This is a genomic window from Micromonospora echinofusca (genome assembly GCF_900091445.1).
Lineage (GTDB): Bacteria > Actinomycetota > Actinomycetes > Mycobacteriales > Micromonosporaceae > Micromonospora > Micromonospora echinofusca.
This window is the reverse complement of the sequence record NZ_LT607733.1, coordinates 1,227,625-1,250,302: the sequence shown is the minus strand read 5'-3', so window position 1 is coordinate 1,250,302 and position 22,678 is coordinate 1,227,625. Positions and strand designations below refer to the sequence as shown.

Annotated in this window: 23 protein-coding genes; 10 read left to right on the top strand and 13 right to left on the bottom strand. The window is 69.4% G+C overall.

Going from position 1 to position 22,678, the window contains the following annotated elements:
- The first annotated feature begins 6 nt into the window (after nucleotides 1-6).
- Nucleotides 7-588: a dihydrofolate reductase family protein gene (locus GA0070610_RS05760; protein ID WP_088999056.1), complete on the top strand. Its 582-nt coding sequence runs from the start codon at nucleotides 7-9 to the stop codon at nucleotides 586-588.
- A gap of 16 nt (nucleotides 589-604) precedes the next feature.
- On the opposite strand, the gene GA0070610_RS05755 is transcribed toward GA0070610_RS05760, so the two are convergent.
- The 3 genes from GA0070610_RS05755 to GA0070610_RS05745 form a co-directional block, all read right to left on the bottom strand.
- Nucleotides 605-1,402 (bottom strand): alpha/beta fold hydrolase, encoded by a 798-nt coding sequence (locus GA0070610_RS05755; RefSeq protein WP_088999055.1) that lies wholly within the window; start codon nucleotides 1,400-1,402, stop codon nucleotides 605-607.
- Between the two features lie 76 nt (nucleotides 1,403-1,478).
- Nucleotides 1,479-1,946 carry a GNAT family N-acetyltransferase gene (locus GA0070610_RS05750; protein ID WP_157747048.1) on the bottom strand — a complete coding sequence of 156 codons (468 nt, stop codon included), beginning with the start codon at nucleotides 1,944-1,946 and terminating at the stop codon, nucleotides 1,479-1,481.
- A 120-nt stretch (nucleotides 1,947-2,066) separates the two neighbouring features.
- Nucleotides 2,067-3,800 carry a sigma-70 family RNA polymerase sigma factor gene (locus GA0070610_RS05745; RefSeq protein ID WP_172896412.1) on the bottom strand — a complete coding sequence of 578 codons (1,734 nt, stop codon included), beginning with the start codon at nucleotides 3,798-3,800 and terminating at the stop codon, nucleotides 2,067-2,069.
- Nucleotides 3,801-3,933: 133 nt separating this feature from the next.
- Here GA0070610_RS05745 and GA0070610_RS30835 point away from each other — a divergent pair, with 133 nt between their 5' ends.
- The 3 genes from GA0070610_RS30835 to GA0070610_RS05730 all read left to right on the top strand — a co-directional run bounded on the left by GA0070610_RS30835 (nucleotide 3,934) and on the right by GA0070610_RS05730 (nucleotide 6,635).
- The gene (locus GA0070610_RS30835) at nucleotides 3,934-4,806 is read left to right on the top strand and encodes a hypothetical protein (protein ID WP_172896410.1); all 873 of its coding nucleotides are present in this window, start codon (nucleotides 3,934-3,936) and stop codon (nucleotides 4,804-4,806) included.
- Nucleotides 4,807-4,997: 191 nt separating this feature from the next.
- Nucleotides 4,998-5,900 carry an aminoglycoside phosphotransferase family protein gene (locus GA0070610_RS05735; protein ID WP_157747047.1) on the top strand — a complete coding sequence of 301 codons (903 nt, stop codon included), beginning with the start codon at nucleotides 4,998-5,000 and terminating at the stop codon, nucleotides 5,898-5,900.
- Between the two features lie 186 nt (nucleotides 5,901-6,086).
- Complete coding sequence (locus GA0070610_RS05730; RefSeq protein WP_231925930.1) at nucleotides 6,087-6,635, top strand: nucleotidyltransferase family protein; 549 nt, start codon at nucleotides 6,087-6,089, stop codon at nucleotides 6,633-6,635.
- A gap of 124 nt (nucleotides 6,636-6,759) precedes the next feature.
- Here GA0070610_RS05730 and GA0070610_RS05725 read toward each other — a convergent pair whose 3' ends face one another.
- The 6 genes from GA0070610_RS05725 to GA0070610_RS31900 all read right to left on the bottom strand — a co-directional run bounded on the left by GA0070610_RS05725 (nucleotide 6,760) and on the right by GA0070610_RS31900 (nucleotide 11,960).
- A complete protein-coding gene (locus GA0070610_RS05725; protein ID WP_088999049.1) occupies nucleotides 6,760-7,335 on the bottom strand; it encodes a DUF6461 domain-containing protein in 576 nt (191 codons plus the stop codon).
- Between the two features lie 169 nt (nucleotides 7,336-7,504).
- Entirely contained in the window at nucleotides 7,505-8,227 is a 723-nt protein-coding gene (locus GA0070610_RS05720; protein ID WP_088999048.1) for an SEL1-like repeat protein, read from the bottom strand.
- A 231-nt stretch (nucleotides 8,228-8,458) separates the two neighbouring features.
- Nucleotides 8,459-8,926: a hypothetical protein gene (locus GA0070610_RS05715; RefSeq protein WP_157747046.1), complete on the bottom strand. Its 468-nt coding sequence runs from the start codon at nucleotides 8,924-8,926 to the stop codon at nucleotides 8,459-8,461.
- 267 nt (nucleotides 8,927-9,193) lie between these two features.
- The gene (istB, locus tag GA0070610_RS05710) at nucleotides 9,194-9,985 is read right to left on the bottom strand and encodes an IS21-like element helper ATPase IstB (RefSeq protein WP_088999046.1); all 792 of its coding nucleotides are present in this window, start codon (nucleotides 9,983-9,985) and stop codon (nucleotides 9,194-9,196) included.
- The gene (gene istA / locus GA0070610_RS05705) at nucleotides 9,982-11,484 is read right to left on the bottom strand and encodes an IS21 family transposase (RefSeq protein WP_088999045.1); all 1,503 of its coding nucleotides are present in this window, start codon (nucleotides 11,482-11,484) and stop codon (nucleotides 9,982-9,984) included. The genes istB and istA overlap by 4 nt, the downstream gene beginning before the upstream one ends.
- Before the next feature lie 35 nt (nucleotides 11,485-11,519).
- Nucleotides 11,520-11,960 carry an outer membrane protein assembly factor BamB family protein gene (locus GA0070610_RS31900; protein WP_088999044.1) on the bottom strand — a complete coding sequence of 147 codons (441 nt, stop codon included), beginning with the start codon at nucleotides 11,958-11,960 and terminating at the stop codon, nucleotides 11,520-11,522.
- A gap of 489 nt (nucleotides 11,961-12,449) precedes the next feature.
- Between GA0070610_RS31900 and GA0070610_RS05690 the strand changes: the two genes are divergently transcribed.
- Nucleotides 12,450-12,857, top strand: a complete 408-nt coding sequence (locus GA0070610_RS05690; RefSeq protein ID WP_088999042.1) for a hypothetical protein — start codon at nucleotides 12,450-12,452, stop codon at nucleotides 12,855-12,857.
- A gap of 386 nt (nucleotides 12,858-13,243) precedes the next feature.
- Here the strand turns inward: GA0070610_RS05690 and GA0070610_RS05685 are convergent, their stop codons facing one another.
- Nucleotides 13,244-13,978 (bottom strand): alpha/beta hydrolase, encoded by a 735-nt coding sequence (locus tag GA0070610_RS05685; RefSeq protein WP_088999041.1) that lies wholly within the window; start codon nucleotides 13,976-13,978, stop codon nucleotides 13,244-13,246.
- A gap of 225 nt (nucleotides 13,979-14,203) precedes the next feature.
- Between GA0070610_RS05685 and GA0070610_RS05680 the strand changes: the two genes are divergently transcribed.
- From GA0070610_RS05680 to GA0070610_RS05670, 3 genes are all read left to right on the top strand, one after another.
- A complete protein-coding gene (locus GA0070610_RS05680) occupies nucleotides 14,204-15,031 on the top strand; it encodes a nucleotidyltransferase domain-containing protein (RefSeq protein WP_088999040.1) in 828 nt (275 codons plus the stop codon).
- Between the two features lie 128 nt (nucleotides 15,032-15,159).
- Nucleotides 15,160-15,507 carry a VOC family protein gene (locus tag GA0070610_RS05675; protein ID WP_088999039.1) on the top strand — a complete coding sequence of 116 codons (348 nt, stop codon included), beginning with the start codon at nucleotides 15,160-15,162 and terminating at the stop codon, nucleotides 15,505-15,507.
- A 140-nt stretch (nucleotides 15,508-15,647) separates the two neighbouring features.
- On the top strand, nucleotides 15,648-16,019 hold the full coding sequence (locus GA0070610_RS05670; RefSeq protein WP_157747043.1) for a hypothetical protein: 372 nt from the start codon (nucleotides 15,648-15,650) through the stop codon (nucleotides 16,017-16,019).
- Between the two features lie 113 nt (nucleotides 16,020-16,132).
- On the opposite strand, the gene GA0070610_RS05665 is transcribed toward GA0070610_RS05670, so the two are convergent.
- Nucleotides 16,133-16,876, bottom strand: a complete 744-nt coding sequence (locus GA0070610_RS05665; protein ID WP_231925929.1) for a phosphotransferase enzyme family protein — start codon at nucleotides 16,874-16,876, stop codon at nucleotides 16,133-16,135.
- Between the two features lie 409 nt (nucleotides 16,877-17,285).
- Here GA0070610_RS05665 and GA0070610_RS05660 point away from each other — a divergent pair, with 409 nt between their 5' ends.
- Nucleotides 17,286-17,849: a dihydrofolate reductase family protein gene (locus GA0070610_RS05660; RefSeq protein WP_088999036.1), complete on the top strand. Its 564-nt coding sequence runs from the start codon at nucleotides 17,286-17,288 to the stop codon at nucleotides 17,847-17,849.
- A gap of 350 nt (nucleotides 17,850-18,199) precedes the next feature.
- Here the strand turns inward: GA0070610_RS05660 and GA0070610_RS05655 are convergent, their stop codons facing one another.
- Both GA0070610_RS05655 and GA0070610_RS05650 read right to left on the bottom strand, forming a co-directional pair.
- Nucleotides 18,200-19,753, bottom strand: a complete 1,554-nt coding sequence (locus tag GA0070610_RS05655; RefSeq protein ID WP_231925928.1) for an aminotransferase class I/II-fold pyridoxal phosphate-dependent enzyme — start codon at nucleotides 19,751-19,753, stop codon at nucleotides 18,200-18,202.
- 23 nt (nucleotides 19,754-19,776) lie between these two features.
- Nucleotides 19,777-21,105, bottom strand: a complete 1,329-nt coding sequence (locus GA0070610_RS05650) for an NAD(P)/FAD-dependent oxidoreductase (RefSeq protein WP_089003298.1) — start codon at nucleotides 21,103-21,105, stop codon at nucleotides 19,777-19,779.
- 478 nt (nucleotides 21,106-21,583) lie between these two features.
- Between GA0070610_RS05650 and GA0070610_RS05645 the strand changes: the two genes are divergently transcribed.
- Complete coding sequence (locus GA0070610_RS05645) at nucleotides 21,584-22,642, top strand: PDDEXK family nuclease (RefSeq protein WP_088999034.1); 1,059 nt, start codon at nucleotides 21,584-21,586, stop codon at nucleotides 22,640-22,642.
- Nucleotides 22,643-22,678: the final 36 nt, after the last annotated feature.

Here is a 22,678-nt window from a genome sequence, read left to right as displayed (position 1 = left end):
AACGGTTTGCGCAAGCTCGTGTACTACGTCGCCAGCACCCTCGACGGCTTCATCGCCGCCCCCGACGGGTCGTACGACTTCTTCCCGCTGGACCCCGACCTGGCCGCCCACCTGGCGGCCAACTGGTCCCAGACGCTCCCGACGTTCGCCCACCCGCAGTTCGGCATCGACGAGCCGACGGGCCGCTTCGACGCGGTGGTGATGGGCCGGGCCACCTACGACCCGGCGCTGAAGATGGGCGTCACGAGCCCGTACGCGCACCTGAAGCAGTACGTCTTCTCCCGCACCCTGCCGCCGGCCGCCGAGCCGGAGGTGAAGATCGTCTCCACCGACCCGGTGGACTTCGTCCGGAAGCTGAAGAGCCGACCCGGCCGCGACATCTGGCTCTGCGGCGGCGCCCAGCTCGCCGGCCAACTCCTGCCCGAGGTCGACGAGCTGATCATCAAGCTCAATCCGTACGTGGTCGGCAGCGGCATCCCGCTCACCGCCCGGGGGTTCGATCCGCGCCGGTTCGACCTGGTCGACACCCGCCCGTTCGACAGCGGGGTCGTCATCCTCCACTACGCCCGCCCCGCCGAGGCCGCTTAGCCGTTCGACGTCGGCCTCAGCCGGGCGGCGACACCGGGTGGGTGAGGAACGGCAGGACGGCGGCGGGCAGCGCCGGCGAGGCGACGATGTCGTAGTGGGTGAGCCCCGGCAGCACGGCGAGCCGCGACGCCGGCCGGTCGGTGCCGTCCCAGCCGGCGTCCCGGTGGCCGCCGCCGAGCAGCCCGAAGAACTCCACCATGTGCGCGCAGCTGACCGAGTCGCCGTCGGCGAAGACGAGCAGGGTGGGCACGGTGAGGGCGGCCACCTCGGCCGACCAGTCGTAGTCGCGCCGCAGCAGCTCGCCGGTCCTCGCCCAGAGCCGCGCCCAGTCCCCCGGCCGGGGTGCGATGCGGGTGTAGAGCTCGTGCGGCGGGGTGCCGCGCATCCGCTCGCCCGCCGCCTCGTCGGGCTCGGGCATGCCCGCCAGCACCTCCGGATACCAGCCCTGCCGCCTGCACGGCGCGGAGACGACGACCAGCCGGCGGACCAGCGCCGGGTGCTGGATCGCCGTACGCAACGCCACCCCGCCGCCGAGCGAGTAGCCCATCACGTCGGCCTCGGCCAGGCCGAGCTGGTCGATCAACGCGGCGACGTCGTCGGCCATCGACTCGTAGCGCAGCGGGCGGTCCACGTCGGCGGTGCGCCCGTGGCCCTGGAGGTCGACCGCGATCACCCGTCGGCGCGCGGCCAGCGCCGGCAGGACCGCCGCGAACATCTCCACCGACCCGAAGCCGCCGTGCAGCAACAGCAACGGACGGCCGGTGCCGTGCTCCTCGTGCCACAGGCGCAGCCCGTGGACCTCCGCGTAGCTCACCGCCCCATCCAACCCCGGGCGTACGACGTCCGCGGGCCGTCCGGGCGCTTATGCCCGTGGTGACGGCACCGCCGGGCTACAGCCGCTTGCGCATCTGGATGGCGGTCGCCTCGAAGCCCATCTGCTCGTAGAGCGTGCGCGCCGGCAAATTGAAGCCGAAGACGCTCAGGCCGATCGAGCGGACCCCCCACTCCCGGCAGCGCTGTTCGACGGCCTGGAGCATGGCCCGCCCGTAACCCCTGCGCCGCAGGTCCGGCCGCACCTCGAAGTCGTAGCCGAAGGCGTGTGGGCCGTCCGACTTCTGTTCGACGTGCAGCCACAGCATGCCGACCTCGTCGTCGCCGTCGTAGGCCGTCCAGAAGTGGTGCCCCGGCGTCGCCAGACCGTCGGGCAGCAGCTTCGCGTAGTCCTCCTGCGCCTTCGCCTCGGCCTCCGGCGCCGGCATCGCGCCGGAGTCGGCGATGTTCCGCGCGTAGCTCGCCTCCGCCTGCTGCCGGTACCGGAGGTACTGCTCGACGGTCATCGACTCAAGTCTCAGCGTCACCCCGACGCCGTATTTCAGCCGTCCGGCCCGGACCGTCCGGCAAGGACAAACAGGACTCACGTTCTGCTTGCCGGTCCCGACCGGCGCTCATCCGCCGCCGACGTCCATGCCGGCACCGGGTCAGCCCGGCCGGACGCACGGGTCGGTGACCGTACGGGTCGGGCTCTGTGCCGTGCGACCGTCCGCGGCCGTCGCCCGTACCGACCAGGTCAGCGTCGGCGCGCGCAGCCGCCCGACGCTCACCCGCGCGGCCGAACCGTCCACCGTCATCGCCCGGACCGACGTCCTGCCCCCGTTGGGCGTCCAGCGAACCTCGGCGCCGCCGAGCGCGGCACTGCCGGTGGCCTGCACGACGAGGGCGTACGTGTCGGAGCCGCACCGCACGTGGGCGGTGGCGGAGACCGTGAACGCCGCAGCGACCTGCGGTGTGGCGGTCGGCCGGGGCGCGGCCGGAGGCCTGGACGGCGCCCCGGTCGGCGACGGTGCGGGGCCGCCCGGCACGGCGTCGGGCGCGTCGGCCCCTGCGGCCCCGTCGCCGTCCCCCGGCGCGACCACGGGCCCGGGCGTCGAACCGGCGGCGCCGGCCGGCGGCGGTTCGGCGGCCCGCGTGCCGGCGCTCGTGGCCGACGGCGGCGCGGAAGCGGGCGTCGCCGGATCGCCGGCCGCCGGTCCGCGCGTCTGCGACACCGGCTGGTCGGAGGCGTCCCGCGCGGCGGTCGGGCGCCCGGGTGCCACCGCCCAGGTCCCGAGCGCGGCGAGGAGGATCAGCAGAGCCACGGTCGCGGCCATCCGCCGGCGGTGCCGCTTGCGGTTCGCAGGCGAGGTCGTCCGCACCGGATGCGCAGCACCGCGTACCGCCACCACACCGTCCGGATCCGCCGCCACACCACCCGAGGACCCCGGATCGACCGACGACGCTGGATCGGCCGGATCCGCGGACGGCATCGGATCGGCCGGATCGGCCGACGACGCCGGGGCGGCCAACGACGCCGGGGCGGCCAGCGAGGGGTCGGCCGTGACCGCGCCCGCCGGGTCGGGCTCCGCGCCGGGCGCCGGATCGGCCCCGACGCCGGTCGTCCAGGTCTCGGCCAGTCGCGGCCACACCGTGTCGGCGGCGACCAGGAAGGCCGGTGCCGTGTACGCCGACAGCAGCACGGCCGGGCTCAGCTGTTCCCGCCGCAGCAGCCCGCACGCCGCGCAGCTCTCGATGTGCCGGGAGACCCGCTTGCGCAGCGTCGGCGTGAGCCGGCCCTGCCAGCCGTCGATCAGGCCGGCGAGGGTCGGGCAGTCCCGGGCCCCGGTGCGGGCCACCAGCAGCGCCCCCAGCGCCCGTTCGAGCTGCGAGCGGGCGCGCGACAGGCGGGCGTGCGCGTGGTTCGTGGGCACCCCGAGGGCCGTGCCGATGTCGGCGGACGACAGGTCGTGGCGGATGGCCAGGTGGACCACCTCACGGTCGCCCGGATTCAGCGCGGCGACCGCCGTGTGCACCAGGTCGCGTACCTGCTCGGCGTTGACGCCCGTGCCCGGGTCGGCGATGTCGGCCGCCGGTTCGTCGGCCTCCTCCAGCGGCAGGGAGCGGGACCGGTCCCGGAGCTGCCGGAGGCACTCGTTGCGCACGATCGCGTACAGCCAGGAGCGCAACCGGTCGGGCTCCCGGAGCTGGCCGATGCGCTGGCTGGCCGCGAGGAACGCGTCGTGGACGGCGTCCGCGGCGGCCTCCGGCTCGCGCAGCATGGTGCGGGCGTACGTGTACAGCCGGTCGGCGTAGCGCCGGTACATGCCCTCCAGCCCGGCCCGCTCGCCGCGCCGCAGCGCCTCGACCAGTGTGGAGTCGTCCTGTGCCGCCGTGTCCATCCGTGTCCCTCGCTGCTCGTCGACGGGTCCAGTAAAGCGGCGGAATTTTTTTCTTCGGAGTTTCTGTTGGCATCCCGACCCGCCCCGACTCCTACCGGTGTCATCGCGACGAACAACCCGAAGGGAAGACACCATGCGAGAAGGATCGAAGCACATCCGGTGGGCGCGTCGGACGGCCACCGTGGGCGGGGCCGCGCTGAGCGCGCTCGTACTCGGCCAGCTTGCCCTCGCCGCGCCGGTGGCGGCGGTGCCCGGCCTGAGCATCAGGACGACGACCGGCCCCAGCAACAGCAGCGCGAAGACGCAGAACACGACCTGCCCGGCCGGCACCAAGGTCATCGGTGGCGGTGGCGCGATCACCGGTTCCGGCCTCGGGCAGGTCGGCATGGACATCATGCGGCCGCTGATCGGCGGGGACGCGTACTCGGTGACCGGCCGGGAGGACGAGAACGGCGTCGGCGGCAACTGGGCGGTCACGGCGAACGCGATCTGCGCCACGCCGCCGGCCGGTCTGGTGATGGTGTCCGGCAGTTCGGCGCCCAGCTTCGGCACGTCGAACTGGTTCGAGAAGTCCTGCCCGGCCGGCAAGCACGCCATCGGGGTCGGTGGCGCCGTCGTCGGGGCGGCGAACAGCGAGGTCGTCCTGGAGGACCTGCGCATCCACCAGAACAGCGTCGTCGTGGCGGGCGCCGAGGACGGCACGGGCTTCGCCGACACGTGGTGGCTGGACGCCACCGCGATCTGCGCCGACCCGCTGCCCGGCGAGCAGCGCGTGATCGACGACAGCGTCTACAGCTCCGCCGCCACCCGGTCGATCACGGCCACCTGCCCCGCCGGCAAGCGGGTGCACGGGGTGGGCGGCGAGATCCTCGGCGGCGACGGGCAGGTGCGCCTGACCCAGATGCGGGCCACCACGTCGACCACCGTGACCGTCTCCGCCGCCGAGGACGAGAACGGCTTCAGCAGCAACTGGAAGGTGCGCGCGTACGCCGTCTGCGCGAGCTGACCCCGACAGGGGGGCCGACGATGACTCCGGCGGCCCCCCTGTCGCGCTCGCCTGCTCGCACTGCGACGGCCTGCTGGTCGGGCTCGCTCCTGTGGTGGCCCTTCGCTACACCAGGCACGAGCCCCGGCCAGAGTGCGTGACCGGGCTGATCGGTTGGCACCGCGCGGGCCCGCCGCACTACCGTGCCGCTCGTGCCCATCCACGATGACGAGGTCCGCGCCACCGTCGGTCAGGTGCGCCGGCTGGTGGCGGCCCAGTGCCCGCAGTGGGCCGACCTTCCCGTGACGGCCCTGGCCGGGGAGTTGGAGGGCACCGACCACGTCCTGTTCCGGATCGGCGGCGACCTCGTCGCCCGGATGCCCAAGATTGCCACGGCGGTCGACCAGGCCGATTGCGACGCCCGATGGCTGCCCGTGCTGGCGCCCCACCTACCCGTACGGATCCCCGTTCCGCTGCACCTCGGTGAGCCGGGCGCGGAGTATCCGTGGCGGTGGACGGTGGTGCCGTGGATCCCGGGAGACACGCCTCCCCGGCTCGGCTGCGACGACGTACCCCTGGCCCGCGACGTCGCGGGCTTCGTCCGGGCCCTGCACCGGGTGGAGACCACCGGGGGCCCGGTCAAGCCACCGGGTTCCCGCGGATCCGCACTGCGTCACGTCGACGCGGGCGTCCGCCGGGTGCTGCCCCGCCTCGCCGAGCATGACGACGGCTTCGACGTGGCCGAGGCCGAGGCCGCGTGGGACGCCTGCCTCGCCGCTCCCGACTGGGACCGGGACCCCGTGTGGATCCACGGCGACCTCCAGCCGGGCAACCTGATCACCGACGCCGGCCGGCTGGTTGCGGTCGTCGACTTTGGCGCACTCGGTGTCGGCGACCCGGCACCGGACGTGGCGCCGGCCCTCTGGACCTTCACCGGCGCGGCCCGGGACGCGTACCGGAAGGCAGTCGGGTACGACGACGCCATCTGGCGCCGCGCCTGCGGCTGGGCCCTCGCACCGTCGTTGACCGGCGTCGACTACTACCGGCACAGTTTTCCCCGGATGGCCGAGCACGGCCGCCGGATGGTCCGCGCGGTGATCGCCGAACTGGTATGAGCGCGACCGCCAGCCGGGTGGCTCCACGCTCAGCGACGAACTGATCCACGCGTCCACGTCGGCATCCGCCACGCCGGAGCGACCTCGACCGCCGCGGCTCCCACGTCTCCGTCAGCCAGAACGCCACCAGGACTGCGATCAGACCCCACGACCTCTGAAACACGCCGTAGGGTCCCTGGGGTGGTCATGAGCGCGCAAGACGTCGTGGGCGTGATCGAGTCGGACCCGGGAGCGATGAGAGTCCTTCGGGCTACGGCCGGCCTCGGAATACCGGACTGGTGGATCGGTGCCGGCTTCGTACGCAATCGCGTCTGGGACGCGATCAGCAACCTCCCGGCCTCGCCGGAGCGCGACGTGGATGTCGCCTACTTCGACCCGGAGAAGTTGGACCCGCGCGAGGACGCACGCGCCGAAGCCCGAGCCATGGCGGCCCTGCCTGGGGTGCCGTGGGAGATTCGTAATCAAGCACGGATGCATCTGCGCAATGGCGATGAGCCCTACACGTCCGTCTTGGACGCGATATCGCGCTGGCCCGAAACGGCGACGTGCGTCGCGGTTACTCTTCGGGGTGACTCCGTTCGCCTGGTGTCCTGCCACGGGCTGGCTGACCTTGTGGGAATGGTCGTCCGCCCCTCTCCAGCCTTCGACAACGCAGCGGGCCGCGCGAAGGTACAGCGCCGCGTGGAGGCCAAGGGATGGCTCGACCGATGGGCCGGACTGCGGCTAGAGATCTAGCGCTCACGCCAAGGAGCGGATGTGCGTGTGTCATCTGTGATCTTCGAGGCCAAGCCGGCGGGTGTCCATGTCAGGACGCCCTCTGATCAGCGGAAGGGCGTCGGCACTGCCGCGCCGTTCTGGTTCACGTGCGAGCAATCACGATGGCTTCGTGTGGGCGGTCGAACCAGTCGCGATCGAGACGGATACCGGTACGGAGCTCGATGGCAGCGAGCATTCCTGCCACCCGTAGACCGGGAGTCCGCATGGCGTCGTAGAGATCAGCAAGCTCGGCGTCGAGCGCGTCGGGTCTGACTCCTGCGCGTGGCCAGCCAGCTTCCATCGCGGTGATGAGCTCGCCCTGTGTGGCGAAGCTGAACCGTGTCATCGCGTCGACATCCCACCAGGCACTGTGAACCTTCGCGTCGATGCTGAGCGCCCGCAGCACCTCCGGGCGGGTGCCCTGGAAGCCGTTGTTCTCGAAGATGGTGACAGCAGGGCCTGCCTGATCGAGATGCAGGACCCATCCGTCGTTCGGGCCGACCTCGTAGGCTTCGGACAGGTCGAGCACTTCGAGATCGTCGGGGTCGCCACCAAGGCGGGACGCGACGTCCTCGAGGGTCAGGGCAGCGCCGAGCGGCTGTGCCACCTTCCAGCACATCGCCACCGGCAGTCCAGTGGTCACGAGGTCTTTGTAGTAGGCAAGAACGTCGGAAAGCACGCGGCCATTGTCGATCGCTCCCGACGGGCGCGCGGCCTCCTCCCCACCTCCCGTAGCGTCCGAGGTCACTTCAGCGGACTGGCGCCGCGAACACATCGAGCGGATCGCGGCAGATCCGGATGTTCAGTCGCGAGGGCCGCCCGACGCGTACTGCTGTTGGTCCGAGAGATCAGGAGGGCAACTCGTACTCCTCCGCAAGCTGCTCGGCGTAGCTACGTACCAGGTCGTCACCGGTGGCGCGTACCCGCCGGACCAACTCAGCTGCTTCAGCGGTCGCACCCCGGTCCGACAGCAGCGCAGCGAGCAGGCATCGGCAACGGTTCTCCAGCAGCGCGGCACCTCGACGTAGCACGGCCTCCGCTTCGACCTGTCGCTGCGGCGCCGTCAGCAAGAGCGCGCCGAGGATCGGCAGAGCACCGGTGTCGCCGGCCGCCATCTGGCGACGGCGATGCTCGATCGCCTCATTGAGCTCGCCGGGCTCGCCGTGGTTGCGCAGGAAGGCTGCATACATCGTCAACGCGTTGACGTCGCCGGACTCGATGGCCTTCGTGAACAACACGCGAGCTTCGGCCGTGTCTCCCTGCCGGGTGCGCAGCGCCGCCAGAGACGCCACCGACTGAACGTCACCGGCCGTGATCGCCGCCCGATATACGGCCTCCATCGCAGCGGGGTCCTCCCGGATACCGGGCCAGTTGACCAGCTTCACGACGGCCCGGTCGTCTCCGGCTTCTGCCGCCTTGCGGTATAGGGCCTCTGCGATAGTGTGCTCGCCCTCGGCCGACATCTCCTCCGCAGCCCGGACCAGAGCAGCGATCGCCCGTGGCCGCCTCGCTCTGCGGAAGGCCACACGCGCGAACTCTGCGGCGAACGTTTCGGCGTAGGAGGACGACAAGCGATCGACGATGGCTGCCCATCGCGCCCGTGAACCCGTACCGCCGATTCTGGCAACGCCGTGCGTGTCGCAGTATCCGCGGTTCTGCGTTGCGCATGGATCCGGACTACCCCCGATGCGTCCAGCGACGCGAGTCCTCTACGCACTCATCTCGGCAGAGCCGTGAGCGGCTGCTCGAGTTCCAGAAGCCATGTAGGCAGCGAGGATGTGGTTGGGTGCCGGTCGAGGTTCCTACGGGCGCGGCCGTAGCGTGATGATGTGGCCTTTGCCGATTGCGTGCGTCAGACCGCTGTCTCCGGGGACCAGCCGGCCAATCCGTGTCGATAGCCGTAAGCGGGCGGCGACGTTGCCGGCGCGGTCGATGGTGACCAGCGAACCGTCCGCAAAGGCGAACAGCACACCGCCGGACACCAGGGCCGCAGCGCAGACAGCGCCGTGCGGTAGGTGCCGGACGTCGGTGACGGCACCATGATTCAGGTCGACGACCGAGATGCCGTCGTCCTCAACGAGCCACAGCGTGTCGCCGTGGAGGATCGGCGATTGTGGGCGGAGATCACGCTCGTGGTGCCACAGCACCTGCACACCGCTCACCGGGTGAAAAGTCATGACCGTGCGTCGACCGCTGAGGAACGTGACACGGCCATCGTTGCTGACTCCGTAGCTGCCGGCGCCATCGGGGAAGACCACCGGATCCGGCAACGACCACTCCCTTAGAACGGCCCCGGAGGCGGCCATCACCACTAGTTTCGGCCGACCGGTGCCCGCAATGAGCACCGCATCGGCGGCGGAGCCACCTTCGGGCCTCCAACGAACCGGCTGCGGCCGGGCAAGTGGACCGGCTCCGGCAACCGCTGTCAACGGCCAATCAGATCTCCCCGTAGGCGGCCAGTAGTTTTCCCCGCTGGCGGCCATGGTTTCTCCCCAGTGGCGGCCAGATAGTTCCCCGCCTGTGGGGTGGTGCTGGGGTCAGTGCAAGGCTTTGACGCCCTGTCCGGCGGTGGCTTGGTTGAACCGGTAGCTGTCACCCTGGGTCACGACGACGTGGGCGTGGTGCAGGAGTCGGTCGACGGTGGCGGTGGCCAGGGTCTTGGGCATGATCTCGTCGAAACCGGACGGGTGCAGGTTCGAGCTGACCGCGAGGCTGCGGCGTTCGTAGGCGGCGTCGACGAGGCGGTAGAACCCTTCGGCGGCGTCCGGGGAGACCGGTAGCAGGCCGATGTCGTCGATGATGATCAGGTCGGTGCGGATCAGTCTGGCCATGGCTCGGGCGACGGAGTCGTCGGGGCGGTGGCGGCGGACCATGACGCCGAGGTCTTCGATGGTGAACCAGGCGACGGTCATGCCGGCCTCGACGGCGGCTTGGCCGAGGGCTTCGCAGAAGTGGCTCTTGCCGGTGCCGGACGGGCCGCAGATGGACAGGTTCTCCTTGCGCTGCACCCATTCCAGGCTGCGCAGGGCGTCCTGGGTCGGCCGCGGGATCGAGGAGGCCTGCTCGTCCCAGTCGCCGAAGGTTTTGCCGGCGGGGAACGCGGCGCGTTTGCGCCGGGTGCGCAGGTTGGCCTGGTCCCGGCCGGCTGCCTCCTCCGCGAGGAGGACCCGCACGACTTCGGCCGGGTCCCAGCGTTGCGCTTTCGCGGTGGGGATGAGGTCGGCCATGGCCCGGCGCAGGTGCGGCAGTTTCAGCCGGCGGGTGAGCTCGATCGCTTCGGTCAGCGGGTCACCGGCTGCGCCGGTGACCCGCAACGGGGTGATGGTCACTGTTCTCCAGTCGTCGTGCCGAAGGTTGACCAGGCAGAGGTGCCTGGTTGCAGGCTGTGGGTTTCGCTGGCCCGAGTGGGTGGGGTGTCGTCGTCGCGTTGGTGGGCCAGGATGCGGATCAGGTCGTTGTCGGCGAACCTGCCCGCCAAAGCGGCGGTGCCGAGGGCCCGGTCGACGTGGTCGACGCCGTGCAGCTTCGCGAGAGCGACGGCTTCGGCCATCTTGCGGCGCACCCCGCGGACCCCGGCGGCTGCGGCCTCGACCAGCCACGCGGCGGCGCCGGGGCCGAGAGCCAGGAACGCGGCCTCGTCGGCGGTGCGGGCCCGCGGCACCCGATCGGCGGTGTCGGACTGGCGTGATCGGGGCGGGTAGTGCTCGTCGAGGATCGACGGGCGGCCCGGCTGGGCCCGCTGGTGGCGGGCGACCTCGGCCGGCCCGTCCTCGCTGACGGCGGTGACGATGAGTTCGTCGCCGTGGAACCGGGCCCAGACCCGGGTGTCGACCAGGTGGTGCGGGACCGAGTAGCGGACTCCGTCGACGGAGATGGTGCAGTCCCAGTTCACTCGGCGGGTGGTGCCGAACGCGACGGTGAACGGCTGCGCCGGCAGCGGATGCAGCCGGTCGCGTTCGTCCAGGAGGGCTTCGGCCGGGCGGCGTCGGGTGTCGCGGTGGATGCGGGCGTTGACCTCGTCGGTGAAGTCGCGGCAGGCCGCCTCCAGTTCCGCGAACGTGCGGTACTGGCCGAGCAGGTTCGCGCTGGTCGGGACCAGGTCCGCCTTGGCGATCTTCACGGTGTTCTCGGCGCCGCCCTTGGACTGCGGGTCCGCCGGCACGCAAGTGCGGATCGTCATCCCGTAATGCCGGGCCACCTGCACGATCTCCGGATTACGCACGGCGATGTCCGCGACGTGCTCCACCGTGATCGTCTTCTCGTTGTCGGTCAACACATAGGCCGGCACCCCACCCAGGCGCCGCAGGGTGGCATCCAGGCAGGCCACGACCGTCGGCAGGGTCTTGTCCAGCACCGGGATCACGACCCGGAACCGGGACCAGGGCAGCCACGCGCACCACAACGTGGTCCGCCGGCCGCCGATGCGTGGGCCTTCGCCCCAGTCGAACTGAAGCCACAAACCGGGCTCGGGGATCCACGGGCGGAACACCCGTCGCTGCCCGGCCTGCCAGGACTTCTTCACCGCCGCGACCGCCCGGCGGGTGGTGCGCTCTCCGCCGGCGAAGCCCATCGTGGTGATCCGCCGGTGCACCACATCGGCGCGGACCCGGCCACCCGAGCGGGCCACCAACTCCTCGATCTTGTCCATGAAATCGTCGATCGGCCGAGCCCGCTGGGTCCGCTCCTCGGGGCTGCGTCCCTCGGCCCGCAACTTCACATACCGGGCCACGGTGTGGTGATCACACCCGGCCAGCTCGGCCGCCGCACGGTAACTACCCGTGAGGTCGTATGCCTCCAAAATTTCCACGATCTCCCTGCCGCGTTTCACGCCGCCGACCCTCGCCGACCAGCGTCTCGTCATGATCAGCGGGGAGGTATCTGGCCGTCCACGGGGAGAACCCTGGCCATCAGCGGGGCGGTAAATGGCCGCCTATGGGGATCTTTCACTGGCCGCCGACAAACCGCAGCGCCGTCGAATGGCAGGCACCTGCCGTCGGTAAGGGCCACCCGCATCAACGAGTGGTAACCGCGCCACCCTCCCAGCCAAACAACGGAGCCGCAAACGCTGACGTAATACCGCAGGCTCATGCCGGGCGTCGACCACAACCGCAGTCCGTTGCCCAGATCGAAGCAGTGCAGAACTCCGGACTGGCTCAGGTAAAGGCAGCACTCACTCGCGATAACGGCCGTGCCCCAGCAATCCTCGACACGCTGTTCCCACAACTGCTCCCCGCTGCGCGGGTCCAGCCGGACCAGACGCGAGTGCCGCTCCGCCACGACGAGGGAACCGGACGCCACAGCCATCGCCTGCGCGCCGACACTCAGATGTAAAGGCCGCGACTACAACACGCTGACCGACTGATCCAGCACGGCGGCATGATTCCACACATCGGCACGAGGTCGGCGCCGGTCGCCGAGGTCCGGACGTGCCGATGAGCGCGGGCCACCGTCACCGTGGGACTGCGTAGATTTCCGTGTTTGACCTGGGTGTGGTCCGTTGGACAGGACGTCGATCCTGTCCAGGAAGGACCACGTCATGGCAGACAAGAAGAACGCTGTCCAGCTTCCGCAACCGACGGCGGCGGAGGTCGTTTGTCGGCGCACGGGGCCCAACCTCGACCTCGCCATGGTCACACGCACTTTCTCGGCGCGACCGCGCGGTCGGCGGCAGTTGAGGACGTCCGAGCAGCACGAACCTCAACCCGCCCCGGCTGCCTCCCCGACCATCGCACCCTGGCGACCTGCCTGCTTCCACTACACTGACGCAGCAGCACGACGAGGGCCGGAGACACCTTGAGCTGGGATGTATTCATCTTCAAGGCGCCACCGCACGCCAACTCGATCGACGAGTTGCCGAAGGACCATGAACCGCCCGTCCTGGCTGCCGCGAGCGACGTCAGGCAGCGGCTAGTCGACAGCTTCCGGGACCTCGACCTCTCCAATCCGGCGTGGGGCCACTTGACCGGGCCCACCTGGAGCATCGGACTCAACATCGGGTCAGACGACCCCGTCGATTCCATCATGTTGCACGTGCGTGGAGGCAGCGTCGACGTCCTGACGGTCATCGCACGGATCGCTGCCTGTGTTGGTGGTCGCGCGCTCGACACTTCCAGCGGCGAGTTCCTCAGCGGCGACCCGGCCGAGAGCACCGGCTGGCATGGCTTCCGCAAGTACCGGGATCAAGTTCTCCACGACGGGTGACGCTGGCGAGACCGGGACCGTGAAGATGCCCGGTCAGAGCAACCCGCCGCTCACGGCATGCCCTCGTACGTTGACCGCTCGGCGCACGCGACATGTTGAACGTCCTGCGGCAGATCCGGGCACGCACGGCCTGTCGTCGGGGTACTCCTTGGAGTACAGAAGTAGGTTCAGCTGATCTTGCAGAGATCAAGCCGGTCACCAGGAGCAGAACTCCGCCCCGACCGGCCGGTACCGCCGATGGCCCGGTACCGCCGCGATCGGGGCGGTCGTGCACTTGCTGGCCACCGCCATCGAGGAGAGCCGGAGCCTGTCCTCGATGAGCGGCGTGCCGGCCGGCGCCGCCTACCGCCTGCTGCTGGCCTGGCGGCGGGCCCCCGGGTCTGCGGCTAGCGCAGATGCCGGGCGAAGAACCTTGCCGCGTCCTCCCCTGCGAAGTGAGGGACACCAGTGTGTCCGCCCATGTTGGCGTGCAGCGTCTTCTCCACGGAGCCGAAGGCGTCGAACAGGTTCAGGGCCGCCTGCCGATCGTTGCCTTCGTCATCCCACTGCAGCAGGACATGCAGCGGAATGGTGACCTGTCGGGCCTCCTCGAACATGGTGCGAGGCACAAAGCTCCCTGCGAAGAAGCCGGCGGCCACGATGCGCGGCTCGACCACCGCCAGTCGGATGCCAATGGAGATCACTCCCCCCGAGTACCCGACCGGGCCACTGATCTCGGGCAGCGACAGGAGGGCATCCAGGGCGGCCTGCGATTCCGGGACCGCCTTGTCGACGAGCGGAAGGACGAGGGCGTCGATGATCTCGTCGCTGACCCGCTCGCCGGCGTCAATGGCCCGGCGCAGGTCGGCGCGGGCCTGCTCGACGGCGGCCCAACGGGGCCGGTCACCGCTGCCGGGGAGCTCGATGGTGGCTGCGGCGAAGCCATCCGCCGCAGCGTGCCGGGCCCGCACCACCAGACGGGGGTACATCTTGTGCAGCCCGAGCGGGGGGTGGCCGAGCAGGATCAGCGGGACCGGTGCCGATGCGGATTCGGGCGTCCACAGGATGCCGGGGATCCCGCCGAGAGTGAATTCGCGTTCGAGGACGCCGTCATCGAGGCGCTGCTCAGTAGTGAATCGCATGGTCGTGCCTTTCGGAGTGCTCGTGAACGGCGCTCCCGGACGACCTATCGCCCGACCGTGACCCCAGAGGGGAGCACCCATGTCGAAACGTTCACGGGTACCACCTCCTCGGTCTCTCGCACGGCCTTCGGGAAAACTAGCAGCGGGCCCGTGATCCGCCAACGTGTTTTCTGTGGCCGGCTCAACTCGGTGGCGGGCTGACGGGCCGCAGCGCAGGATGACCTGGTGGCACCACCCGAGATGGTTCTATCCGATCTTCGTGACGCGTGGAGTCCCGCGCTGGCTGGCGGGCTTCTGGGCCTGTACGTGCACGGCTCGCTAGTGGCGGGCGCCTTCGCCGAAGATCGCAGTGATCTTGATTTGCTCGCGGTACTCGACAGCGACCCGGACGAGAACCTCCTCGCCGTGCTCGCCGGACTGCACACAGACCTTGACCGGCGACACCCACAGTGGGCCGGCAGGATCGAGGTGGAATACGTGTCACTGGCTGCCGCGCGCGACGCGGCGCACGGTGGCACCGGTCGGGACCATGTCATTGCCCGGGTCAGCCCCGGCGAAGTGCTGCATCTGTTACCTGCCACTACCCACCGCCTCGTGACCTGGTCCGCCGTCCACGATCACGGCCGCAGCCTGCTGGGCCCCCCGGCCGACATCCTGCTACCCGCCGTCGACCCCAACCGCGTCCGCTCGGCTCTGCTGGACCACGTCCGCGACTGGCCGGCCTGGGTGACCCAGATGAACACCGCTGGGGCCCAGTCCTACGCGGTGCTCACCCTCTGCCGGGCCTTTCAACGCCTCCAGAACGGCCAGCAACTGTCCAAGCGGCAGGCCGCCGACAAGACCATCACCACCCACCCCCGGTGGGCGCACCTGATCATCTGGGCATGCGACTGGTGGTACGACTCCGGCCCGGACACCGACCCCGGCAGCGCCGATGACGTCCGGGCATTCGTGATCGAACTCAGCGCCACCATCCTGGCCTCGGAACGTGCCACACACGTCGGCCTCACCCCGGTGACCGCCGGTCGAGGAGCTTGCTGTTCTCGGCAGTGACGCTCGGTCGGCGGCAGATCAGGATGCCGCGGCATGTCACGGTCCGAGTGCGCCGCATCCCGCCCTGGCGCCTGGTGAGCGGGGCCCACCACTCGCCCGAGCCAGTACCTCGCGTGCCAGAATCCGGCATGACGATTCGCCGTGCCGTACCCGATATCACAACCGCCGATCCGGTCGCGAGCAGCGGCTTCTACCAACTTCTGGGCTTCCGCGAGGAGATGAACCTGGGCTGGGTGGTCAACTTGGTCTCACCGTTCGACCCCACCGCCCAGGTCATCCTCATCACCAAAGATGCAGCAGCCTCCGTGAACCCGGACCTCAGCGTGGAGGTCGCTGACGTAGACGCCGTCTACGAGGCGGTACGCGCGACGGGCGCAGAGATTGTGCACCCGATCACCGACGAGCAGTGGGGTGTCCGGCGCTTCTTCGTCCGCGACCCGGACGGCAATGTGGTCAACGTCGTCAGCCACCGCTGACTGGCAGAAGGGCCAACGGCCTACCGTCCCGACAAGCCCCTCGGGTCTGGCTGGTGAGTTGTGCGGAGCGTGACATCTCCGCCGGTCAACGAGCGCCTTGGAAGCGGCAGAAGCGGATGTCGGCTGCGATCATCTGGCGCATGCGAGCGAATGTCCTCGTGGTGCATCCAGGCACACCGATAATGGTCGACGTCGTGGTAGCGGGCGTGCCGGTGCGGGCAGAGTGGGTTGGTGTGCCGCCCAGTGCCGGCGAGCTCGTCGACGTTGAACTCGACGTCGACGCCATACTCGGATGGGCCGACGCGATCGCGGTGGACGGCGCTGAGGCGATCCTGCGGGATGGCCCCCGGTTACGTGGATCAGTAGAGCTGCAGGATCAGGAACTCCTGACAGTGCGCGTAGCCGAGGGACTTGTGCAGGTCCAAGTCGACGATGGCTCCCGCGACGTCCCGCCTGGAACGACCGTTGTTGTGGTGGTCGAACAACTGAGGCTCTACCCCACAGGCGTGTAACCGCTGCAGCGGCACGAGCCGCAGCAGTCAGCATCGCAGCCGCTCGCGGGTTGCCCTGATCGCGGCAGATGTACGCACTCGGCCGCCAACAACCCCATTCCTCGAACGCGTTCTCAGACCGCTCGGACCTCGGCGAGCCGTCTGGCTGCGTACTCGTCGTCCCAGCAGACGGCGGCTTCCCACGCGGCCGACGCCTGCCCGGCGATGTCGAGCGCACCGTCGTCGAGGCCGGCGGCGTTGCCGGGCAGCACGAGGTCGAGGTCGGGGACGTCGACGTGCGATTCGTCCCAGTCGATCAGCGCGACCTGACTCGCGGTCATGCGGACGTTGCCAGGGTTGGCGGGGTTGCCGTGGACGACGCATGTCTGGCGCCCGGTGAGCCGCGCCCACGCCACTCTGCATCGAGCAACGCTCTCAGGGGGCATCGCGCCGAGGTCGATCTTGGTCCCGGTCTGGGCGTGCAGGAGGTCGGTCGACGATCGCCAGCCTGGGCGCTGCGGCCAGCCCCGCGTCAGCCGGTGCAACTCGCGGAGCGTGCCGGCCACGCGACGCCAGTCGGCCTGCGTCTCGGGCGGTCCGCCATCCAGATAGGTCATCACCGCCAGACCGTCGGCGAACAGCCGGCCGTCCGTGGTCGGGATAGGGACCGGGACCGTCAGACCTTCACGGTCGAGGTGCTGGAGGAGCGCTGTCTCCCACGCAAGATCAGCGTCGCTCCTGGTGCCGAGACGACCGACCGCGAGGCGCCCGTCGACGCGCACACTCCACACGTCGTTGGCGACTCCGCCGGCGAGCGGTTCGATGCGAACGGCATCTTCGCCCCACCGCCCGAGTGCCTCCCACCCCACCGGCCACATCCTACGGGTTCTGGACATCACCGTTCTCGGCATGACAGGACGTCTCGTCGGCGGCTGACCTGCCATCCCTCGACCGCCGGCCCTGTCGCACCTCGGTGGCAGAGCTGCATGGCAGATCAACTGTCGGACCACACGTGTCCTCCGTCGACTGATCTGCGACACCTCGGCGCGCTGATCACGGCAGATGACGACCCGCCGGTACGGAGACCATGATCCCGACGAGCACGGGCGCTTCACGATCACGAGCGCCGAGCGGCGCGAGTCTGAGGACGTTTCCGGCACGGTGTCGGATCCGCCGCGGGTCGTTCGTGGAACAGGTGAAGGCAGTCGGTCTGGCCTCCCGGGACAAGGGAGTCATGAGACGGCCCGAGACTGGATCTAGTTCGATCGACCATCGAGAGGTGACGGCATGGGCAAGCTCATCTACGTGACGAACGTATCGCTTGACGGCTACATCGAGGACGAGCGCGGCGCGTTCGACTGGTTCCCGATCGGCGACGAGGTGTTCGCGTTCCACACCGACCTCCTGCGGTCTGTGGGCACGTGTCTCTACGGGCGACGCCTGTACGAGGCGATGGCCGTCTGGGAGACCGACGCCGCTCTGGCCGCGCAGTCCGACCTCATGGCCGACTTCGCGAGCGCCTGGCAGGCGGCGAGCAAAGTCGTGTACTCCACGACCCTCGCCGCGGTGTCAACTGCCGACACCCGACTCGAACGCCGTTTCGACCCCGCCGCAGCACGCGAATTGAAGGCCACGGCCAGCAGTGATCTCACCGTAGGAGGCGCGAACCTCGCGACGCAGGCTTTCAGGGCCGGGCTGGTCGACGAGTGCCGGCTGGTCGTCCTGCCCATCGTCGTCGGAGGGGGCAAGCCAGGGCTGCCGACAGGCATGCGCACCGACCTTGAGCTCCTCGACGAGCGCCGATTCCGAAACGGCGTCGTACACCTCCGCTACCGCCTTCTCGGACAGTGAACGACAGCCCTGTCCGAGCGCCGGCGCTTGCATGCGATCTTCCGCACGCCTCCACCCTCCGCAGCAGAGTGCCCAGAGCTGATGCGAGCGTTCGTACTCGACGACGCATGAGCTGATCCACCTGGGCCGCTTCGAACCGGATCTCGCGAATGCCGTCTTTCGCGAGAAGCGAAGCGATCAGCAGGAGGCACCCTCATCCGAGGGTGCCTCGACTGCGTTACTCCGATGGTGGGCAGTACCGGGATCCCATCGCCCGCATCGTACGGCTCACAGACCGGAACGGGCATCTGCCGGCTGCCGGTCCGGTCCGGGCGCCCGGCATCTCGCCTTCATCGAGTTACGAGACGTCCTCAGCGGGGAGCGCTGCCGAAGGCGCTGGAGAGGTACGCCCGGGAGTCGGCGATGGCGCCCTCGATGATCCGAGCCGCCTCGCGGGCCTCCTCGGGCCGGTGCCCGGCCTGCACCTGAAGCCGGAACCGGGACGAGCCGGTCGGGGTCACCGGGAACTCGACCATGAATGCCAGCACCCCTCGGTCGAAGAGCAGGCGGTTCGCCGTCCGCGCCAGCTTCTCGTTGCCGATCAGTAGCGGCACGATCGGTGACGGCTCACCCATGCAGGTCAGACCCCGGCCGGTCAGCTCGTCGCGCAGGGCGTGGATCGCGGTGAAGAGCCGGGACCGCAGCACGTCCCCCTCGGCCGACCGGATGATCCTGGTGGCCTCCCGCACCACCGCGGTCTGCACCGGCGACAGCGCGTTGGAGAAGAAGTGCGAGCCGCCGAACATCTTGATGTACTGCTTCAACGCCGGCGAGTTGGAAGCCACGAAGCCACCGTTGGAGCAGAACGTCTTGGAAAAGGCGCCCATCACGATGTCGACGCTGCCGAGCAGGTCCTGCATCCCCAGCACGCCCGTGCCGCCGGGCCCCATCGAGCCGAGGTCGTGCGCCACGTCGACCAGCAGCGTGGCATCGTGTTCCCGGCAGATGCGTTGCAGGGTGACGAGGTCCGGCCAGTCCGCGTCCACCGAGAAGAGCCCATCGGTGACCACCAGGATGCCGTTGCGGGTGTCCGTGGCCCGAATCTCGGTCAGGTGCCGGCGTACCGCCTCGACGTTGAGGTGCTCGTAGCGGACCACGTTCCGGGTGGCCGCCCGTGCCCCCTGTTGGAGGCAGGAGTGGGCCAGCCGGTCGATCAGGATGTGGTCGGACTGCCGGACCAGACCGACGACCGCGCCGAAGCCGGCCGCCCAGCCGGTCGGAAAGAGCGTCACGTGGTCGAGTCCGACCAGGTCACCGAGGGCAGCCTCCAGATCGTCGGAGATGCGGGTGTTGCCAAGCACCATCGGCGAGCCGGCGCTGTGCGGCCCGTAGTCGTGCATCGCCCTGGCCGCCGCCTCCCGGATCGCCGGGTGGGTGTTGAACGACAGGTAGTCCTGCGAGTTGAAGTTGATGCCGCGGGCCCGCCGGCCCAGGTCGTTGGTGATCTGGGCAACGCTGTCCGGTGCCGCCTCCAGCACCCGGGAGTACTGCCACGTCTCCGTGCGGCGACGGGCCTGCACCCAGCCGTAGAAGTCCTCGGTGCGGGTCAGCAGGTTGCGGCCGGCGGGCCGGTAGAAGTCGTACGCGTTCTTGTCCAGGGCGTACTCCTCGTCGGGGTCGACGGGGTTGCGCAGGTGGGCCGGCTCCCACATCTCGGTGAGGTCGGCGACCACCTGGGCCAGCTCGTCGTCGGCGCCTTCGAGCGACGCGAGGTCGTCCCACGGGATGTGGGTGGCCCAGTTGCGGGTCATCTCGGAGACCTCGGTCGCGGTACGCGTCATGGTCTCGAAGTCCCGGCAGTGTGCCGCCTTGAGGATGATCCCGATCAGTTCGCCGTCTTCACGCTGGTCCAGCTCGATGGTCACGGTTTCGTCTCCCTGGTGGATCATCAGGCGAAGAGGTTCTGCTGGTAGCTGCGGGTGGTCTCCGCGAAGTCCTCAAAGACCGCGTGGTCTGCGGAGGACTCCTTCGCGGCGTCGTTGAGCAGGAAGAGGTTGGAGGCCTGGAAGAACTCCGACACCGGCGCGATGTCGGCGTGTGTGGCGATGAACCGGTCGGTCTCCTGCTGGTTGCCCCGCAACGCGACGAACAGTTGCAACTCGTCGTGCCGGTACGGACGCATCTCGGCAAGGGTGCAGACGTAGTCGTGGTAGGCGGCAGCGTTCTGGCTCCGGCGGCGGTCCCCGTAGGCGGTCATCGCCTCGTCGATCGACGCGTCACCGCGGAGCCACCGGTCGAGTGCGGCGCTGACCAGCTCGGCGTCGCGGAAGGCGTGGGTGATGCCGATCGCGGTGCACTGGTCCTTGGCCGACTCGGCGTCACCGACGAGCACCCACCCGGGCCCGTGCAGTGGCCGGAGGAAGGCCGACTGGTCCAGGGTGCCGTAGATGCGTTCCTCCCTGGTCCCCTTGGTGCGCACCACGTCGCCCAGCTCCGGACTGACGAAGTCCAACGCCTTCTGGTAGTTGCCCGGCACGTCACCGCGAAACTCCCGCGACCACTCACTCGGCCCCCAGACCAGGACCATGTTCTGGTTGAAGTTGGTCGGCGCCACCGCGCAGGCCAACCGGCCGCGCCGGTGCAGTTGTGCCGGGCCGAGGTCGAAGCCGGACCAGTAGCTCCAGTAGGCGAACGTGCAGCGGGGCCGCTCGTCGTACTTCGGCAACGCGAGGGTGCGGGCGACGAACGAGTTCCGGCCGTCGGCACCGACCACGATCCGGGCCCGCTCTTCGACCAGCCCTCCGTCGACCGCACGCCCCCGGATACCGACGACCTGCCCGTTCTCGACGATCAGCTCACGAACGGTGAAGTTGGTTCGCACCTCGGCACCGGCCTTGGCGGCCGCGCCGACCAGGATCTCGTCGAGCACCCGCCGCCGCACGGACGCATAGCTCTGCACCACGCCCGAGTCGTCGCCGTGCAGGTCCCGGAAGTACTCACGCAGCAGGTCGGTCGGCACCGAGCCGGTCAGCGAGATGCCGTCGTTGACCACCTCGACCGTGGTGTGCGCCGGAGTGACCGCCAGGACCTCGTCCAGCAGTCCCCACCGGTTCAGATAGGACATCCCGTGCGGCCAGAGGAAGTGCGTCGAGATGACGTCGCTGGGAAACGACGAGCGGTCCACCACGAGCACCCGGTGTCCACGCCGGGCGAGCAACAGGGCGGTGGACGCACCCGAACAGCGGGCGCCGATGACGATCACGTCGTACAACTGAATCGGTCCTTCGTTGATGTGGCGGCGCAGGTAGCGGCGGCGGAAAACCCACCCAAGAGCGGCTCGGGGTCCGCGGATCGCGCAGGTCACCCGGGTTGCGTGCGGCGTCGGCCACCGTTGCCGGTGGCTGCCTCTGCCGCACGTACCGATCGAGTCGGCAGGCCCGGCGGAGAGCGTAGCTCATGTCCACAGTGGATTGAAATCGTTCGGAGCGAGCCTCCTGCCGTACTGCTGGCGCCGTACGAGGCGCTGGATGCGCACCCTGGGACGCTCGTTCCTCAGGTGGCCTCTCCCCCGCCTCCAGCCGAGGAAGCGTTGATGCAGCGCCCCGCCGGCACCGAGGTCAGATCCTCGGAGGCGCCCACCAGTTGGGCACCCAGGCAGAAGGCCACGGAGATCGGCTCCAGATCGGCAGCACCGGGCCGTGCGTGCTCACGCGCGGCCTCCCCAGCAGCGCCGCCGTCACTGCAATGATGACCGGATGCCGCTGTACGAGATGACGTCCAACGTGTTGGAGCCGGTGCCGTCCACCACCTTCACGGCGGAGCAAGTGCTGGAGCGGGCTGACCTGCAGCGGCTGCTTCGCGCGCGAATCGACATGATCGTCGACGGCGTGATGGTCGTGGCTGAGGAGTTCGGAGCCTTCACCGATGCTCGACGCCGTGTCGACCTGCTGGGAGTCGACCGTAGTGGCCGACTGGTCGTCATCGAGCTCAAGCGCACCAACGACGGCGGTCACGTGGAACTTCAGGCGCTGCGGTATGCCGCGATGGTGTCCGTCATGACCTTTGACGACCTCGTCGAACATCACGAGCACTATCTGGCCCAGGTCGAACCCGAAGCGGTCGACGAAGCCCGGTCCAGACTGGCGGAATTTCTCGAGGACGCCGGCGGGGAGGAGACGGTGCTCAGCCGCGAAGTACGCCTGGTACTCGTGGCTGCCGGGTTTGACCGTGAGATCACCACGACTGTGCTCTGGCTGACCGACGTGTACGGACTTGACATCCGTTGCGTGAAGCTCACGCCGTACAAGGTCGCCGAAAGGCTGCTACTGGACGTGCAGCAGATCATCCCGCTGCCCGAGGCCGGCGAACTGACCGTCCAGATCCGTCGTAAGCAGAGCCAGGCCCGGGCGGTCAGTGCCGATGGCCGCGACTGGACCCAGTACGAGATCGTCACTCCCGAAGGCCGCAGTCGTCCTCTGCGTAAGCGCTGGGCCGTGCTCACCATGGCGACAGCCCTACACAAGGCAGGAATTACCGCCCAACAGCTCAGCACCGCCATCCCACGCTCGAGATTCCTGCCAGTCGAAGGCCTGCTGAGCGGTGAAGAACTCGCCAAGGCGTTCCTAGCGACCTACCCGGGATCCACCAAACGCCTCGGCCGTTGGTTCCTCGACGCACCCCTGCACGATCAAGGACGCACCTGGGTCGTCTCCAAGATGTGGGGCACCAATACCGAGCCCGTCCTCGACCGACTCATCGCCTTGGCGCCAAGCCCCGAATTCAGCTATGAGCCGCTGGAGCCCGGTGCGGCTTGAGCGGTCCGCCACCACCGCACCTGGAAGTCTCCGCAC